The sequence below is a fragment of the Dyadobacter sp. 3J3 genome (assembly GCF_009801115.1).
Lineage (GTDB): Bacteria > Bacteroidota > Bacteroidia > Cytophagales > Spirosomataceae > Dyadobacter.
This window is the reverse complement of sequence record NZ_VTOL01000001.1, coordinates 852581-868383: the sequence shown is the minus strand read 5'-3', so window position 1 is coordinate 868383 and position 15803 is coordinate 852581. Positions and strand designations below refer to the sequence as shown.

The following is a 15803-nucleotide window of genomic DNA, read 5'->3' as shown; positions in this document are numbered from 1 at the left end:
GGTATCTTGAAATTGTTTCGTTTATTTTCCACGGAATAAATTCCGCGGCTATCATATCGGTCGTGCTTCTGGCACTGTGGATAATTTTGAATTTCCGTGGTATCTTGAAATTGTTTCGTTTATTCCGTGGTTTGAGGTTGATTTATCGGGTTACAAATGCGGTGAGGCATGGCCGACATAATAGCCGCGGAATTTATTCCGTGGTTTGAAGTTAATTTATTGGGTTACAATGCCGTGAGGAATGGCCGACATAATAGCCGCGGAATTTATTCCGTGGTTTGAGGTTGATTTATAGGGTTACAAATGCCGTGAGGCATGACCGACATAATAGCCACGGAATTTATTCCGTGGTTTGAGAGTGATTTATCGGGTTACAAATGCCGTGAGGCATGACCGATATGATTAATTAAACCAGATTTATATCAAATCTTCAAACAAATATTTTTTGTTATGTTCAGTCTCAAATTTTGTAAGTAACTCCAAATACTCCTCACTGAAACTTCTTTTTTTATGATGTTCCTCCTGATTTTGGATATATCTAAAAACACTGTCTACGTGTGAGTGGCTGTAAGAAAATGCACCAAATCCCTTTTGCCATTCAAACCTGTCTTGCAAAATCCCACTTTCATTGACCCACTTTGACGACTTTGCTTTAACACTTCTCATAACATCTGATATGGAAACTGCGGGATTTAAACCGAAAAAGCAATGTACGTGATCCTCGACGCCATTGACGATATAGGTTTTACAACCAGTTTCATTAATTAAATTTCCGATAATACCGTTGAAATCATTTTTCCATACTTTCCCAATGACTGCATTTCTAAATTTTATAGCGAAGACGCTGTGCACGTAGAGTTGATAATAAGTGTTTGCCATAGCCTATTGATGTTAATGAATGCGATCAATAAGACGTGAAATATTTAAAATGTCTCTATAATGTATAATATTGGGAAAATTTAAACCTTCGTTAAAAGCAAAAAGGGCACTTTGATATTTCCTCAAAGTGCTCTTTCTGGTACTATAATCAATTTTTATTTCAAATTTTTCCTTGCCTTATACTCCTTAAATCTTTTGTTATACTCCTCTAATTGTTCAGCTTTAAAACTCTTTTTCAAATTGTCGGGCAGTTCCAGACGTTCCTGCATTTTTAGGGTTGTAGATAATTCTACCAGTGTATTTTGTCCTTTTTTATCTTTTTCAAGGTTAAAGGAATCATATAAATCTCCGCTAACGGTAAAGGCTTTGAATGAAAGCAAGGCGTCGTTTACCGTAATAACCTGATAAAGTTGAGTATTAGATGCCGCTCTGTCCATCCAGTTTTGCAGACCGATATCGTACATTTTTGGCCCGCTTACAGAAACGACATAGATCGGTCCATCCGGTTTTTTTCTACTTTGTCCCAGAGGCATATTAATACCCCGGCCATAGGTATGGTCATGTCCCTGTAATACCAGATCGACTTTGTGTTTTTTGTAAAGAGGTTCCATTTTTGCCCTCCATTCGTCGTTATCGCGTCCGTTTTTAGTCGAATAAATAGGATGATGATGCATCACAATTGTCCAGCGCATAGCATGTCCTGTCGCAACTTTTTCGAACCAGGCAGCTTGTCTGTCCAAAACTGTTGAATCCAGAATTGCTTCCTGTGAATTGAGAGAAATAAATCTTATTCCCTGATAATCAAAATAATATGCAGTTTCAGTTAAACCTTCCGGTCCATTTTCCGGCAGTGCAAACTGTGGTCTCCAATGCATGGAAACATGAGGTTTTTTATTCTTATCCATATAGTATTCATGGTTGCCAGGTGTTGACAAACTTGGCACCATTCCATTGACCCAGCCACCGGCTTCGAACCATTCACCCCATTGATAATCAACATTGGAGCTATTGATTAGATCGCCTGCATGAATCATAAAATCAGCTTTTGGCAAAGTAGAGTAAGCCCCGCGAATGGCTCTCGACCATAAAGACCGGATATCATTTTGTGCATCTCCGAAATAAAGAAAAGATACAGGATCATGTTTATCTGATGCCGTTGTAAAATGAAACCATTCACTCCAGTGTTTTCCTTCGCCAACACGGTACATGTATTGCGTCGCAGGTTTAAGTCCGGTAAAATCTACCTCATGGTACTTTACCTGTTTGCCTTCCAGAACAACTGCTGTTGTTTTTGCATCAACACTTTTTGCGCTGGTTTGAAAATCAGGCGAAGGATCTGCCTCGTGAATCATTGCGATTGCTCTTGTGATTGTAGAATCCGTACGCCAGTTTACAGCCTGGGAATGAGCGGCATCGCCTTTCCAACCAAGAATAATACGGTCAGGAAATTTGGAAGCGGGGTAGGATTTATTTTCCTGAGAGAAAGCAAAAGCCGGCAAAAGTGCAAGGCTTACCGTTATGAATAAGATGAGAGGATTATTTTTTGAAGAAAATAACATGGGCAATTTGCATTTAGTAAAATAGTAGAAGCTGTAATAGTACTTTTTATGTTTAATATCAGGCTATAAAGCAATGTTATGATAATGTGAATAATCAGTTTATTTGGATGTCGATCCCTCATTTTTTTGCTTAAATCCCTCCAAAACTTACCGTACCTTTGTACTGTGAAAATTGAGATACGTAGTGCTTTGAAAAAGAAAACCTTATTTATAACCCCGCCGTTTACGCAGCTAAATACTCCGTATCCGGCCACAGCTTACCTGAAAGGGTTTTTAAATACATTAGGACGGGAATCACATCAGGCGGATTTAGGAATTGACGTAATTCTGGCACTTTTTTCTTCGAAAGGGCTGCGTCAGTTATTTAATTTGCTGGAAGATTCTGATACGGAATTAACCGACAACAGCTTCCGGATTTATTCGCTCCGGGATGAATATATCAGTACGATTGATCCTGTAATCCGTTTTCTTAAAAATAGAAATCCCACATTAGCTCATAGTATTTGTGACCGAAGTTATCTGCCGGAAGCAAATCGTTTTCAACAGCTGGAAGATATGGACTGGGCCTTCGGGACTATGGGAATTCACGATAAAGCGCGGCATTTGGCCACTTTATATCTTGAAGATCTTGGCGATTTGATCCAGGAAGCCATCGATCCGCATTTTGGTTTTAGCCGTTACGCGGAACGCCTTGGCCGTTCAGCTTCCCATTTTGATGAAATGTGTGAGGCTCTGGAAATGCCAAATACCTTACTGACTAATTTACTGGTGAATATTCTGGATGAAAAAATTCAGAGTTATAAGCCTGATATTGTTTGTATTACTGTTCCTTTTCCGGGTAATCTTTATGGAGGGATGAAGTGCGGACAATTTATCAAAAAACATTATCCGCAAATTTCTGTGGTGATGGGTGGTGGTTTTGCCAATACAGAATTACGCTCATTAAAAGAACCCCGCGTTTTTGATTACATCGATTTTATTTGTCTGGATGATGGTGAAGCACCGCTTTTGTCATTACTGGAATATCTGGACGGGCATCGTGAAAGAGAAAAATTAAAACGTGTTTACGCCAGGACTGACGGCAAAGTAATTTATTACAACGGTGCAAAGGAACGCGATGTGCCGCAACGAGATACCGGAACGCCAGATTACAGCGATCTGCCTTTACATGATTATTTGTCGGTTATTGAAATAGTCAATCCAATGCACCGGTTATGGAGTGATGGTCGCTGGAATAAGCTGACTTTGGCACATGGCTGTTATTGGGGAAAATGCTCATTTTGTGATATTTCTCTGGATTATATCAAACGATATGAACCCATGACGGCCGCACTTCTTTGTGACCGGATTGAGGAAATTATCGAACAAACCCAGCAAAACGGTTTCCATTTTGTCGATGAAGCGGCACCGCCAGCTTTATTGCGGGATCTCGCTTTGGAAATAATTCGCCGTAAGTTAACCGTGGTTTGGTGGACAAACATTCGTTTTGAAAAGAATTTCACCCATGATCTTTGCCTGCTGTTAAAAGCTTCCGGATGTATTGCCATTTCCGGTGGACTGGAAGTTGCCTCAGATCGGCTTTTGGAACGAATGAAAAAAGGTGTAACCGTAGCTCAGGTTGCAAGGGTAGCGGATGCTTTTACACAAGCTGGTATTATGGTTCATGCCTATTTGATGTATGGTTTTCCAACCCAAACGGCTCAGGAAACTATTGATTCTCTGGAAATGGTACGTCAATTATTTCATCAGGGAATTGTTCAATCGGGTTTTTGGCATCGTTTTGCCATGACGGCCCATAGTCCGGTTGGGCTTCATCCAGAAGAATTTGATGTGATGCGCATTGGACCCGAGATTGGAGGATTTGCAAATAATGATCTGGAACATGATGATCCTTCCGGAGCAAATCATGACTTGTTTGGGGAAGGTTTACGGAAATCGTTGTTCAATTATATGCACGGCGTTTGTTTCGATTTTCCTTTGTCAAAATGGTTTAATTTCAAGATTCCATCACCGTCCATTTCGCCAAAATATATTGAAAAAAGCATAAGCCAGTTTCCTGATGCCATTCCGCGAACCAATGCGATGGTTGTCTGGATGGGAAGTTTGCCTTCACTTTCTGTTTTTGAAGAGAAAAAAGGAAAAAATATTGTGGAAGTTGCCGAGTTGGTTTTTTATAACAAAAAACAGGAATGGGCTTTGGAAACCAGCGTGCCAGTGGGCGAATGGCTGACAGAGTTAATGCCGGAACTGCTTATCGGAAGACATGATCCTTACCCATTGGACAAATTGAAAAACACTTTTGAATCACAAGGTTTAGGTGAATTCGAAACTTTTATGCGTTCAAAAGTCTGGGAGGAATTGAAAAGCGGAGGATTACTGGTCGTGTAAATTCAACCGATCCGGGCTACCGGAGCGGTTAAGAATAACTTAGTTTATAACCTCAAATTTCTCTAACGAATCATCAAAAGAAGTAAAAACGGCAGGATAACCTAACTCCAGACTTCCGATTTTTTCGTTTAATCCAACGGCAATTGCCGGGCGAATGGTTGCCATTTCAATAGCTTCCTGTAACGGAATTCCAACTTCACGAACAGAATTTCTAACGGCATCAGCCAAAGAAATGGTAGCACCTGCAAGATTTCCTTCTGAATTATTATATTGACCATTTTGCAGATAAGCGTCAAATTCGCCCCACTTGAATTCTGTTACCTTTTCTCCAACAAAAAGTGCATCCGAGATAAGGAACAGTTTTTCTTTTTTGGCTTTATACGCAATTCTTGCGGCTGCATAATCGCAGTGAACACCATCAATAATGATTGGTGCATAAACGGAATTATTGTCAAAAGTTGCGCCAACAAGTCCGGGTTGACGGTGACCAAAGGCCGACATCGCATTATATAAATGCGTTACCAGTTTTATTCCCTGATCAAAAGCTTGGCTGGCTTCCTGATACGTTGCATTGGAATGTCCTGCCGAAACCGCGATTCCAGACGCTAAAAGCATATCAATTTGCTCACGCGTAAACATCTCGGGAGCAATCGTAATCAGTTTGATCACATCTTTTCCATGCGTTATAATGGCTTCAAGTTCCGTGTCAGAAGGCTTTCTCACATATTCGGTAAGATGGGCACCCCGTTTTATAGGGTTTAAAAATGGACCTTCAAGATGCATTCCGAGAACACCTGATCGCGGATTATTCCGGATATAATTTCTGGTGGCTTCAATTCCTTTCAGAATATTTTCAAGAGAAGAAGTGATCAGTGTTGGCAAAACGTAGGCAGTTCCTAGGGCTTTGCTGGCCTGGTATATATCATCGATCGTTTCTTCATCTGCTTTCTCAGTAAAATGAAAACGTTCACCGCCATTGATATGCGCATCAAAAAGACCTGCGCAAATATTTTGAACGCTCCGTGCTCCTTCGACAAATCCGGAAGAAGTTATGGATGATATCACACGATTTTCAACAGAAATCAGCTGTCCGGTTAAAATGGAATTACCGGTATAAACTTTCTCTGCAAATATCTGGTAAGAAGACATAGGGTAAAGGCGTTTTTATGAGGTTTAGGACTGATGACGAAAACCAGATGATCGTCATTTTATTATAATGTCAAATTTAGTCAAAAGACCCGCTAGATCGGAAGATAGGAATTTTGCTTTTTTAACATTATTGGTAGCAGGATCAATAGTGAAATTTTGGCTCGTTGTGAAATCCATACCACTCAGATTGGTATAAGAAAAAACGGAAGCCATTAAATCACAATTCACAAATTTTGATTTGGAAAGATCGGCCTGGGTAAAATCGGCACCGTTAATTTTACAATTTACGAAGGTACTTTTATTCAGTTTTTTATTGTCAAAATTGGTGTAATCCAACAGGCATTTTTCAAAACGAACCGAAAATCCAAAGTCTTTTGTATCAGAAAAGTTAACGCCGATCAGTTTACAGTCAACAAATTCAACATCAAACAATTTACAGTTTGTAATGACCGCGTTACTCATATTACATTCAATAAAAGAACAGTCGGTGAAATCAGTACCCGAAATATTTGAAAATGTGCAATTTGTAAATTCGTACTGTTCAAAGCTTTGCAGCGGAAGATCCTGAATTGTGAAATCTATATTACTGATTGACTCGACGTTTCTTTTATTAAACATTAAATTAAAAAATAGGATTGCTATAAATATTTACTGATAATACTTTGCAACTGACTGGCCTGTACAACGCCAGACTGACGCCACATGACTTTGCCGTGTTTGAAAACAATCAGGGTAGGTACGCCTTGAATTTTATATGCTTTTGCAGCGGATGGATTTTTGTCCACATCCACTTTCACAATCGTCGCTTTATCACCCAAATCTGCTTTTAATTCTTCCAGAATAGGTTTCATCATTTTACAAGGTCCACACCATTCGGCTGAAAAGTCGACAAGAACCGGTTTGTTGCTGTTAATTAAATCCGAAAATGCTGACATGATTTACATTGGATAAGTACATCACCATAACCAATCTCCGAGCCGAATGGTTTACTTGTTAACCTGAACTTTATATTGATTTTTAAATAATGATCCGTTGTATGTATTTATAAATCAAATTTTGATTTTAAGAATTTCCCAAATCGTTTTTCTATCAGTTCGTATGTGAAATGCGAATAAATGATGGTAAGCGCGATCGAAGTAATTAATGAAAATGCAATCATAGGTTCTGTCGGCTCCGATTTTAAAATCCTGAAAATACAGATGTTGACAAAGATGAGAACAATCGCGTGATTCAGATAAATCGAGTAGGAAATCTTGCCAAGATATTGAAACGGTGCACTGGAAAGCAGCTGAGTAACTATACCAGTCGAGCTGGCAAAAATGATAATGCCAAGGGAGAACAAAACAGGGAAAATGAGTCTGATCAGATTCCATTCATAATGATGCGTTAAATACATCGCAGAAACCAGCAACAAGAGGAATGGAATTTCAAAATAGGTCAGTTCAAAAGTCCTATTTCTTAAAAATTCAAAAGTGAATATTCCCATACAGAAACATAACAGGCCGCGAACAAACCCGTAATCATATACGAGCATATAATCATTTTTTGAAACGATAAATCCAACGCAAATTAAGCTTACAAGCAGGAAAATTAAATATTTTTTGTGTGGAATGAATAAGAGTATCAAACCAAAAACGACGTAAGAAATCATCTCTGACGATATCGACCAGGCCGGATAATTAATTCCCATCCAGTCACCGAGAATAGGAGTAGAGCCCATAAAAGTAAGTGTATCCAGCCCTGACCTTAAATAATAAGACAGCCTCATATCAGTCATATTTTTCAAGGCACTTTGATCTCCGATAAGATTGGCAATGATAAAAATGACCTCTGTATAAAATAAAAGCGGATAAAGGCGGACAAACCTTTTCTTAAGAAACGTAATGAAATCTTCGCCAGTTTGGATTTTTTCGATGTAATTCATCGCGATAACAAATCCACTTAATACAAAAAAGAAATCAACGAAAAGGCTGGAATTGATTACGAAAAAATTGTTGTAAAAAATGGAATCTCTGAATGCATTATGATGATGGGCAATGACCAGAATGGAAAAAATCCCTCTTAATCCATCCAACTGTTTTACTCTGTTTCTCATTTATGAATACAATGTCATTAACCTCAATTTGTACTGGATCGAGGCCATTTCGAAATTGATAATTGGATGATATTAGGAACTGGCAGCGGCTAATGTGCCGTTGGCTGGTTGTCGCGATAACTTGTAAAAATAATCAATACCCAGAAAGCGGATCATCACAGCATATGGAAACCAGTATGAAATATCATAAGGCCGTCCGCCGGAAATCAAAAGCACAATAAGTGAAATGAAGAAATACGCCAGAAAGGTTGAGAGTGGAGTAGTATTTCTTCTGATTTCCTGAATGGAATAAATGAAAAGAAAAAAGTTGAATCCGTTGAAAAAAAGAAATCCTAAAATCCCGTGATTTACCCAAGCTTCAAGTATAGGAACGTCAAGAAAACCGCTTTTATAGCCACGTCCTAAAAACACATCCCATGAATAAATAGTATCAAGAAATGTTCCAAAACCACTTACACGACCCATAGCTGATGCGTCAATATCAGCGGTATCAGATAATTTTACACCGAAGGATGTAAATATTACATCCATTATCCGTCCTTCAAATATATCCCAATAATTGAGGAGGTTATCCAGAACTCCACCATACTGGCTAAGGAAATAACTTATACCAAGCATGACAAGACAAACCAGCAATATATTTTTAAAGGTGAAGAAGCTTCCAACGGCTGAGAATATTTTGGTGACTTTGAAATTATAAAAGATGTATAAACCCAACATCATACCAACACCCAGATAACTGGATTTCGCAAGAGAAAGTACAATTACTGCCAAACTAAACAGTACGGAAAAATATAGGAATAGCTTGGCAAAGATGCTTTTGTATTTAGGTATCAGAACCATAGCAGTTAGCAGACAAATTACACCATTCCTAGCGGTAATATGGGGGTTTCCACCCGCCTGGGCACCTTCATTGGAGAAACTTACCGCGGCCCGCATACCAAGTGACCAACTCGGATCCGTCATTAGCGAATACACAAGCGTTAGATTTGAAAACAAGGAAAAGAAGAAAAGAACGGGTACAAGCGTATCTTTTACATCGCTGGGAATACTCAGTAGTAATATTAAAAAAGCAAAAATATAGGCATAGTTACCAATATCGGTAACGCCCATTCCCATGTTGTTGAAAAAAAGAAAATAGTATACCGATAACAGTAAAAAACCAACTCCCAGATTGAACAAAACCGGATTGGGATGGTAAAATCTGAGAAAGAGATTTGTCGGAACCATCAAAAGAAGCGCAAGCGCAAAGAAAACAGCTGTGAAAGTGCTGCTTGCAGGGCCAATTCCCAAAGTATCACGGAAAAAGAATATTAGAGGAAATCCATTGAATAGCATAGCTATACCCACGGAATACCTCAGATAGTTAAAGTTTTTCAATAAATTGCCTAGACTCAAATTCATCTTGATAGCCTGAAACGTATGTATTTGAAATCAAATCGAAAAGTAAAATAGGCTATTTTTCTAACCTTGCACCAAAGATACCTGATTTTGTTCAGAGCCGGGAATGTTAACGCAGAATTGTACAATTGTTGTATCTTCAAATGTTCTTCCGAGCCAACGGATGCAATGGTAGATGACTTCGCATCTGCATGTACGCGAAGTGCTCCGCCCAATCCTTCCACTTTCCTGATCCGTGTGGTATCATGCATCGTGTAACGGGTGATAAATTCATAATCAAATGCAAAACGATACGATTCATCAAATTTCCCAAACTTTTCGACCAGTGATTTTTTGAAAAATAATGACTGGTTATGAATCTGCATTCCTTCCAGGATCTGACAGGTTAAACTGTAAGACGTTGTTTTTAATATTTCCGTCACTTCGTCATCCGTGGTGATCATAAATAAATCGCCATACAAAATATCTGCCGGTTGTTCCGATGCTGCTTTACCAAAACGCGCAAAGGTTCCGGCAAAATATACATCATCCGAATTTTGGAAACTTATCCATTCACCTGTGGCTTTTTCCAGTGCTTTGTTAATGGCGTGAACTTGTCCCCGGTCTTTTTCAGAAACCCAGTAAGTCAGGTAAGATTCGTATTTTTTTATAACCTCAACGCTTTTGTCGGTTGAGCCGCCGTCGATAATGATATATTCCAGATTTGGATAATTTTGATTTAAAACGCTCAAAATGGTGCGTTCCAGGAAATCTGCCTGGTTGTATGACGGGGTAATGATGGTAAGTTTTGGAAAACGCGACTTTTCTTCAGCACTGAAAGTTTTCACTTTTAGTGAGTCTACAAAATTGCGAAGTTCGGTTGTACTTTCCTGAAGAGGCTTCATGCTTTTTATTCCTGTTTATTGATCTTAAAACTGATCAATGAATTTTGTGATAGCTTTTAATTTGCCGGTCAAATTTTTCCGAAGCAATCTTTGATCGCTTATTTCAGGAATCATTCCGTAACCAGGCTCTTTTTCCGTGAATACTTTGTCAAAAGTCTTAACGGTTTCTGAATATTGTTTAAATAACTTTTTAAATACCGGACTTTGATCTACAAGCATTACATGATCCGACCAAACCGGATCAAAGTGCATAAGTCCAGCAAAATCTGCCGAAATGAGCTTTTCGTTGTCAACGGAATAGTTTCCGTTTTTCTCTGTTAAAGCTTTATTCAAAATGCTATGCAATCCGTAGTGCCAACCGGGATGGCTGATTTTTGTGTTTTTTGCTACCCAAACCGGTGCAAAATTTAGCCAGAGCTGATCCATACACATACCATTGCAAAGGTCAAATTTTGCTCTGTCAATCGTGCGATGAGCCCACCAGTCGAGCATTTTGATCGTAACCGGATTAGGTTTTATAGTCCAGCTTCCGGAATGAAACATACCAATATTCAAAATTCTTTTGTCATCCAGATATTTTGAGGCGGCTAGTGGTTTGGTAATGTTGGGTGTTAAAAACAGATCGGCGGCAGGATCATTGATTTCCTGCATCGAGTCATAAAGTAGGGTTGTCGGGGACAAAAAAGTCAGCGAACTGCAAGCAGGATTTGCTTTTAAAATGCCTTTTGCAAACCAGGGACGCGAAGCTGCGACCAGTTCAAAATCGTAATACCGCGCACACATTTCTCCCCATTCCTGAATTTCAAGTTTTTCTGCCGAAATCGTTTTTATGTTTTTGGGTAGGTTGGATAGCGGTGTTGTATCCGCCCAGCCAATGTAAAATAAATAATCAGGATGGTGGCGCAACACCGATACGCCCAAGGCCAGAGCATTGGGTAACTGAGTTCTGTTGCAAACGGTAAAAACTATATTCATTATGGTGTGTTTCTTCTATTTATAAAAAGGAAGATGATCAATATTTTGGGTAGTGACGCCGGTTATTCCGGTTGGCCATGCATCCCGGTTATCCGGAAATAACTTTGAATTTTTTTCAATATTTTGAGAAAAACGAGTTTGAACAATCGATGTCGGTTTCCTTAGATAGGGCCACAGCTTGTTGGCTTCCAGTTCCCAAAAAAGAGAATCCTTATTCTCAAAATTATTTTCTTCCCTGTATTTATATGCTTCTTTTTTCTTGGCAGATAAAGTGCTGATCATCCGTTGTACATGACAAAGTTTTAATCCGTCATGGTCAAAGCTCTTGCCAAGCGCTTTTTTCTGTCCTTCATTAAGACCTAAAACTTTTGAAAAGTCATTCAGCTGCCCATTCTTGAAAACTGAATTATCAAGAACCGGATTTGCATGCAGATAATCATAGCCCTGCTTGCACCAGTAATGAATTTCGTCCTTGACAATCCAACTGTTTAGCTCATGAATTAGAACAAAATCACTCCATGTAAACCGGTTATAAAAATCTTCCATCAGGAAGAGGTTCGCTAACGCTTGTCTGTTTTCAAAATATTTTGGCCTGAAAGTTAAGATTTCCAGATTTGGATGATTCTTTTCTATACCAGATAAATCGGCTCCATCATAAGAAAATAAAATGACCGGATATCTTTTCAGCGCTTCGAGACTATGTCTTAAAATTAGTTCTTCCAGAACGGTTAGTTCCGGGTTTAATATCGGGATCAGTATGGATACAAGTTCTTTCATTACATCGTATCAAGCTGATCTTTTAAATAATTAAATGGCCGTTTCAGTAGCTTGCGGACGCGTTGATATCTAAAAACTTTTGGCGGCTTTATGTAAGCGCAAGCGAATTTTCGGTAATATGCGTTTCCGTTTTTAATCAGACTTTCCCTATAAATATCAAACAACGGCATAGCATCGGGACGCTCCGAAAGTTGGAAACGATCCTGATATTTTGATAAAACAGCTGGTTTCTCCGGGTCGTATCCGCTATAATGCAAAAAGATAAGCGGATTATTTTCATTGACATAAAACACATTTTCCTTTTGTGAAAATGTACGTTCATGCAAATTCCAATAGGCCGCGTTATAACCCGGATTTCTTTCAATATGCGTATCAGGAACAAAAACAGGAAGGAAATTCATCCAGTTCTGATCTACGAATAACCCGTTACAAAGATCGATCAGGCACTCATAACGAAGCTTTTCTTCCCACCATTTGATAAATTCTGTATTCACTTCACTCCGCCGGAATGCGACGAAACCCAGATTGCAAATACCTGTATTTAAATGATGTAGTTCATTAGGTGTCAGCCGGTCTTCAATGGGTGTATTGATATGTGGCGTTAGAACCGCTTCATGATTTTTTAACGAAGTTAATAATTCGGTTAATGGCTGGTAAACAATAATATCAGGATCAAAATAAATCACATTCTGAGCCTTTGGATATTGCCTGAAAAAATAGGTAAAATAAAAAGGTTTAACAGCCGTGTTGAGCTCGGTAATATTATAGCGTGCAGCCATTTCCTCAAATCCCTCAATGCCTATTTTATCGATCTCAACCATCGGGTATTTTGGCTGATAAGATTCTTCAAAAGCTACGCCCTCCTGACTGTCAACCAGACCAATCACAAAAAGAATTTCAGGATTGGTGCTGGCAAGGGAATCTCCGAGTGTGCGGGCCTGTGCAAGGTAATTTATTGAACAAATTGTAAAAGCAATGGTCATTGATTGTGTTTTTCAGAGACCTGCAAAGGTAAGTACTTTTGAATAATGGTTTCAATTTTTGAAACGCTCTTGTCCGTATTATGGCGTTCCAATACCTTTTCACGTCCTTTTTGGCCCATAGTTTCCCGCATTGACGGATCCAGGACCAGTTTTATAATCGCTTCCGAAGCAGCAGAAATGTCCATGTAAGGAACTACAAATCCGGCATCTGCCTCTATTAATTCCGGTGCTCCGCCTGCACCATCAAAACATACCACAGGTGTTTCATTCAATGCAGCTTCTAATACCACAAGCGGGTATGGATCTTCACGCGAACTTAACATCAGTACATCAAAACGACTGATATAATCCAGGGCCTGAGAAGTTGGAGGTATCAAAATAATACGCTCTTCAAGTCCCATCCGGTGAATGTCGCTTTTTATCAGCTCATAAATTTCATGCTGGGAACCAGCTCCAACCCAGACAAAATAAACGGGCAAAGGACTCGTTTTCTGGATAACCCGACGGGCGATCCAGTTAAAAATATCGTTTCCTTTTCTCCATTCCGCATTTCCGCAGCCGCCAATAATAACGGCGTCTTTTGGAATATTATACGTTTTTTCTAAAAGATTACGCTGTGCTTTTTTCAGTATTTCATCAATATGATCATGATCGATTAATGTAAATGTACTGACCTGCTCAGCTGGAAATCCATAATCCCGAACATAATGGTTGGCAACTGCGTGTGAAACTGCAATAAGATGGTCGGCCTTTTTAAGTAAAAATTTAAGGTGACTTTCGAAAGTATATATTTTCACCGACATGCCTAATTCGTGTACGAAAAGGACAACCGGCAGATTGTGCAAAAATTTCAGGGATTCGCAGTACACTTCTGCGTTAGCAATAGAATTGACGAAAACAAGTCCGATATTCTGGCTTTCAAGTTCTGCCACAACACGTTCCCGATCTTTTTGTTCACTGTGCTGTTCGTATAACCTATGCAATCTTATCTTTCTCAGTATTTTTCCTGACAAAGGTTTTGATATAATACTGTCCTGACTAAATAACCGCGTAATGGTTACTACTTCTGCAAATTCCTTTTCCAGCTCGCCGCCGTTACATAGGAGCAAGTGCATTGGAACTCGTCGCTCTTTCAGCAAACGCAACAGCTGAAGCAGCAATAACTGGCTCCCTGCGCGGTTTGCATCGTGGCTTATAAATAGTATTTTCTTTTGGGTCATTCGGTAATAAGTTGATATCTCAAATTTCAGATCTCAAAGTCGTATGGGAGGGTCGCTTAGTATGCTTCAAAACTCTTTTTTCCAGGCACTTTCTTTGCCGGATTTCCAATGTAAATTCCCCATTCCTCCGTATCTTTTGTAATAGCAGACGCCATTCCGACAAGAGTTCCCTGAGCGATGGTCATATAATCTCTGATTGTACTATTTACACCAAAAAAAGAATACGATTCTATCACACAATGGCCCGACATAACTACGTGCGAGGTAAAGAAAACATGATCCTTGATTTTTCCGTGGTGCCCGATATGATTTCCACTCCACATGACCACGTTATTTCCAACCGTTGTAAAAGGCTGAATCGTATTGTCTTCCAGAATAAAGCAATTATCGCCAACTACATTTTTTCTGTCCAGAATTGTGGCGTGCGAGCTGATGTATGATATAAACTTGTATCCTTTGGCTTTTACTTCATTGTAAATCGCTTCGCGATTTCTGTTCATATTTCGTCCAGTCATTGGCGCGAAAAATGAAAATTCAGACGGTGGAAAAATCGTTTCCACATCTTCAAAAGCCACCAATGGGAGGCCGCGAAATGATTCTTCCTGTATATATTCCCGATTTACTGAAAAAGCTACTACTTCATGTTCCGAGTCGTGTTCAAGATAATAGTGCGCCAATTCCGCTGTATCCAGAACTCCAAAAATAATAACCTTTGCCATGCTTATATAAGTTCGTATTCTTTAAGAAGTTTGCCGATACTTTCTGCATCGTTAAACATTAGTATGTCAATAATAGATAGCCAAGGTACGAAAGCATTTTTAAATTGAGGATAAGCACTCGCTGTACTTTTGATAAAATTCAGTTTAATACCCTCTTTTTCAAATTTATTTTTATCATACAATTCCATTCCACCAATCGGATTGATGTAATGATTGGCTTGTTCCTGTTTACAAATATCCAGTATTCGCTCCTGCGCTTTCAGATCAGTGTTTTTGTATAAGGAAGAAGACGGAACAATTTCTGTCGTAATTTCCATGTAAGCACAAACTTGCTGCAAAGCATTCAAAGTAAATTCTGATATCGTTTCCGCACCGAAATTTACAATTTCTTCAACCAGAAGAAAAACCTTTTGATAATTGGGTGCTTTCAGATAAGATTGCTGAACGGTCTTAATAAATTTTTTCTTCCACGGATCATTTATCCCCAGCTCAACTTCGTTGATCAGTTTATTTTGACTTGCATCTTTTAGGGGAATAGTAAAAAGATGTTCCTGCCCAGAAACGAGAATGTTGTTTCTGTTGATCCAGCCCTTATTTATGAAATTCACATCGTCATATATCACAAACTTATCAACAGCATTAATCAGCTGAAAATACCCGATATAAGGGAATATATAAGGCTGCATGATGGCAATGGTCATGGAAGAATTTTTTAATGAATACTAAAAAGTGTGCTGTATTATGCTTTTATATCAAAAAAATGATCTTCCGGGT

The 15803-nt window shown here is 39.0% G+C and carries 15 protein-coding genes; 1 reads left to right on the top strand and 14 read right to left on the bottom strand.

Annotated elements, in window-relative coordinates; genetic code table 11:
• Window positions 1-417 precede the first annotated feature (417 nt).
• A complete protein-coding gene (gene tnpA / locus FZF08_RS03710) occupies window positions 418-879 on the bottom strand; it encodes an IS200/IS605 family transposase (RefSeq protein WP_159467248.1) in 462 nt (153 codons plus the stop codon).
• A 155-nt stretch (window positions 880-1034) separates the two neighbouring features.
• Window positions 1035-2438, bottom strand: coding sequence for a metallophosphoesterase family protein (locus FZF08_RS03705; RefSeq protein ID WP_159467247.1), 1404 nt, complete (start codon window positions 2436-2438; stop codon window positions 1035-1037).
• A 189-nt stretch (window positions 2439-2627) separates the two neighbouring features.
• Between FZF08_RS03705 and FZF08_RS03700 the strand changes: the two genes are divergently transcribed.
• Window positions 2628-4826: a radical SAM protein gene (locus FZF08_RS03700; RefSeq protein ID WP_159467331.1), complete on the top strand. Its 2199-nt coding sequence runs from the start codon at window positions 2628-2630 to the stop codon at window positions 4824-4826.
• Window positions 4827-4865: 39 nt separating this feature from the next.
• Here FZF08_RS03700 and nagA read toward each other — a convergent pair whose 3' ends face one another.
• The 12 genes from nagA to FZF08_RS03640 form a co-directional block, all read right to left on the bottom strand.
• Window positions 4866-5975: an N-acetylglucosamine-6-phosphate deacetylase gene (gene nagA, locus FZF08_RS03695; RefSeq protein WP_159467246.1), complete on the bottom strand. Its 1110-nt coding sequence runs from the start codon at window positions 5973-5975 to the stop codon at window positions 4866-4868.
• A gap of 54 nt (window positions 5976-6029) precedes the next feature.
• Window positions 6030-6593, bottom strand: a complete 564-nt coding sequence (locus FZF08_RS03690; protein WP_159467245.1) for a pentapeptide repeat-containing protein — start codon at window positions 6591-6593, stop codon at window positions 6030-6032.
• 20 nt (window positions 6594-6613) lie between these two features.
• Window positions 6614-6910: a thioredoxin gene (gene trxA, locus FZF08_RS03685; RefSeq protein ID WP_159467244.1), complete on the bottom strand. Its 297-nt coding sequence runs from the start codon at window positions 6908-6910 to the stop codon at window positions 6614-6616.
• 107 nt (window positions 6911-7017) lie between these two features.
• On the bottom strand, window positions 7018-8070 hold the full coding sequence (locus FZF08_RS03680) for an acyltransferase (protein WP_159467243.1): 1053 nt from the start codon (window positions 8068-8070) through the stop codon (window positions 7018-7020).
• 72 nt (window positions 8071-8142) lie between these two features.
• Window positions 8143-9408 (bottom strand): hypothetical protein, encoded by a 1266-nt coding sequence (locus FZF08_RS03675; protein WP_159467242.1) that lies wholly within the window; start codon window positions 9406-9408, stop codon window positions 8143-8145.
• A 62-nt stretch (window positions 9409-9470) separates the two neighbouring features.
• On the bottom strand, window positions 9471-10355 hold the full coding sequence (locus FZF08_RS03670; protein ID WP_159467241.1) for a glycosyltransferase family 2 protein: 885 nt from the start codon (window positions 10353-10355) through the stop codon (window positions 9471-9473).
• 24 nt (window positions 10356-10379) lie between these two features.
• On the bottom strand, window positions 10380-11330 hold the full coding sequence (locus FZF08_RS03665; protein ID WP_159467240.1) for a hypothetical protein: 951 nt from the start codon (window positions 11328-11330) through the stop codon (window positions 10380-10382).
• A 15-nt stretch (window positions 11331-11345) separates the two neighbouring features.
• A complete protein-coding gene (locus FZF08_RS03660) occupies window positions 11346-12107 on the bottom strand; it encodes a DUF5672 family protein (protein WP_159467239.1) in 762 nt (253 codons plus the stop codon).
• A complete protein-coding gene (locus tag FZF08_RS03655) occupies window positions 12107-13090 on the bottom strand; it encodes a glycosyltransferase (protein WP_159467238.1) in 984 nt (327 codons plus the stop codon). Before FZF08_RS03655 ends, FZF08_RS03660 begins: the two co-directional genes overlap by 1 nt.
• Entirely contained in the window at window positions 13087-14310 is a 1224-nt protein-coding gene (locus FZF08_RS03650; RefSeq protein ID WP_159467237.1) for a glycosyltransferase family 4 protein, read from the bottom strand. The genes FZF08_RS03655 and FZF08_RS03650 overlap by 4 nt, the downstream gene beginning before the upstream one ends.
• 56 nt (window positions 14311-14366) lie before the next feature.
• Window positions 14367-15029 carry an acetyltransferase gene (locus FZF08_RS03645; protein ID WP_159467236.1) on the bottom strand — a complete coding sequence of 221 codons (663 nt, stop codon included), beginning with the start codon at window positions 15027-15029 and terminating at the stop codon, window positions 14367-14369.
• Between the two features lie 2 nt (window positions 15030-15031).
• A complete protein-coding gene (locus tag FZF08_RS03640; RefSeq protein ID WP_159467235.1) occupies window positions 15032-15730 on the bottom strand; it encodes a WbqC family protein in 699 nt (232 codons plus the stop codon).
• Window positions 15731-15803 lie beyond the last annotated feature (73 nt).

Coding starts and splice junctions, on each gene's coding strand:
- FZF08_RS03645 (WP_159467236.1), bottom strand. CDS start 15,029: ATGGCAAAGGTTATTATTTTTGGAGTTCTGGATACAGCGGAATTGGCG.
- FZF08_RS03660 (WP_159467239.1), bottom strand. CDS start 12,107: ATGAAAGAACTTGTATCCATACTGATCCCGATATTAAACCCGGAACTA.
- FZF08_RS03705 (WP_159467247.1), bottom strand. CDS start 2,438: ATGTTATTTTCTTCAAAAAATAATCCTCTCATCTTATTCATAACGGTA.
- trxA (WP_159467244.1), bottom strand. CDS start 6,910: ATGTCAGCATTTTCGGATTTAATTAACAGCAACAAACCGGTTCTTGTC.
- FZF08_RS03665 (WP_159467240.1), bottom strand. CDS start 11,330: ATGAATATAGTTTTTACCGTTTGCAACAGAACTCAGTTACCCAATGCT.
- FZF08_RS03640 (WP_159467235.1), bottom strand. CDS start 15,730: ATGACCATTGCCATCATGCAGCCTTATATATTCCCTTATATCGGGTAT.
- FZF08_RS03650 (WP_159467237.1), bottom strand. CDS start 14,310: ATGACCCAAAAGAAAATACTATTTATAAGCCACGATGCAAACCGCGCA.
- FZF08_RS03655 (WP_159467238.1), bottom strand. CDS start 13,090: ATGACCATTGCTTTTACAATTTGTTCAATAAATTACCTTGCACAGGCC.
- tnpA (WP_159467248.1), bottom strand. CDS start 879: ATGGCAAACACTTATTATCAACTCTACGTGCACAGCGTCTTCGCTATA.
- nagA (WP_159467246.1), bottom strand. CDS start 5,975: ATGTCTTCTTACCAGATATTTGCAGAGAAAGTTTATACCGGTAATTCC.
- FZF08_RS03680 (WP_159467243.1), bottom strand. CDS start 8,070: ATGAGAAACAGAGTAAAACAGTTGGATGGATTAAGAGGGATTTTTTCC.
- FZF08_RS03690 (WP_159467245.1), bottom strand. CDS start 6,593: ATGTTTAATAAAAGAAACGTCGAGTCAATCAGTAATATAGATTTCACA.
- FZF08_RS03670 (WP_159467241.1), bottom strand. CDS start 10,355: ATGAAGCCTCTTCAGGAAAGTACAACCGAACTTCGCAATTTTGTAGAC.
- FZF08_RS03675 (WP_159467242.1), bottom strand. CDS start 9,408: ATGCTATTCAATGGATTTCCTCTAATATTCTTTTTCCGTGATACTTTG.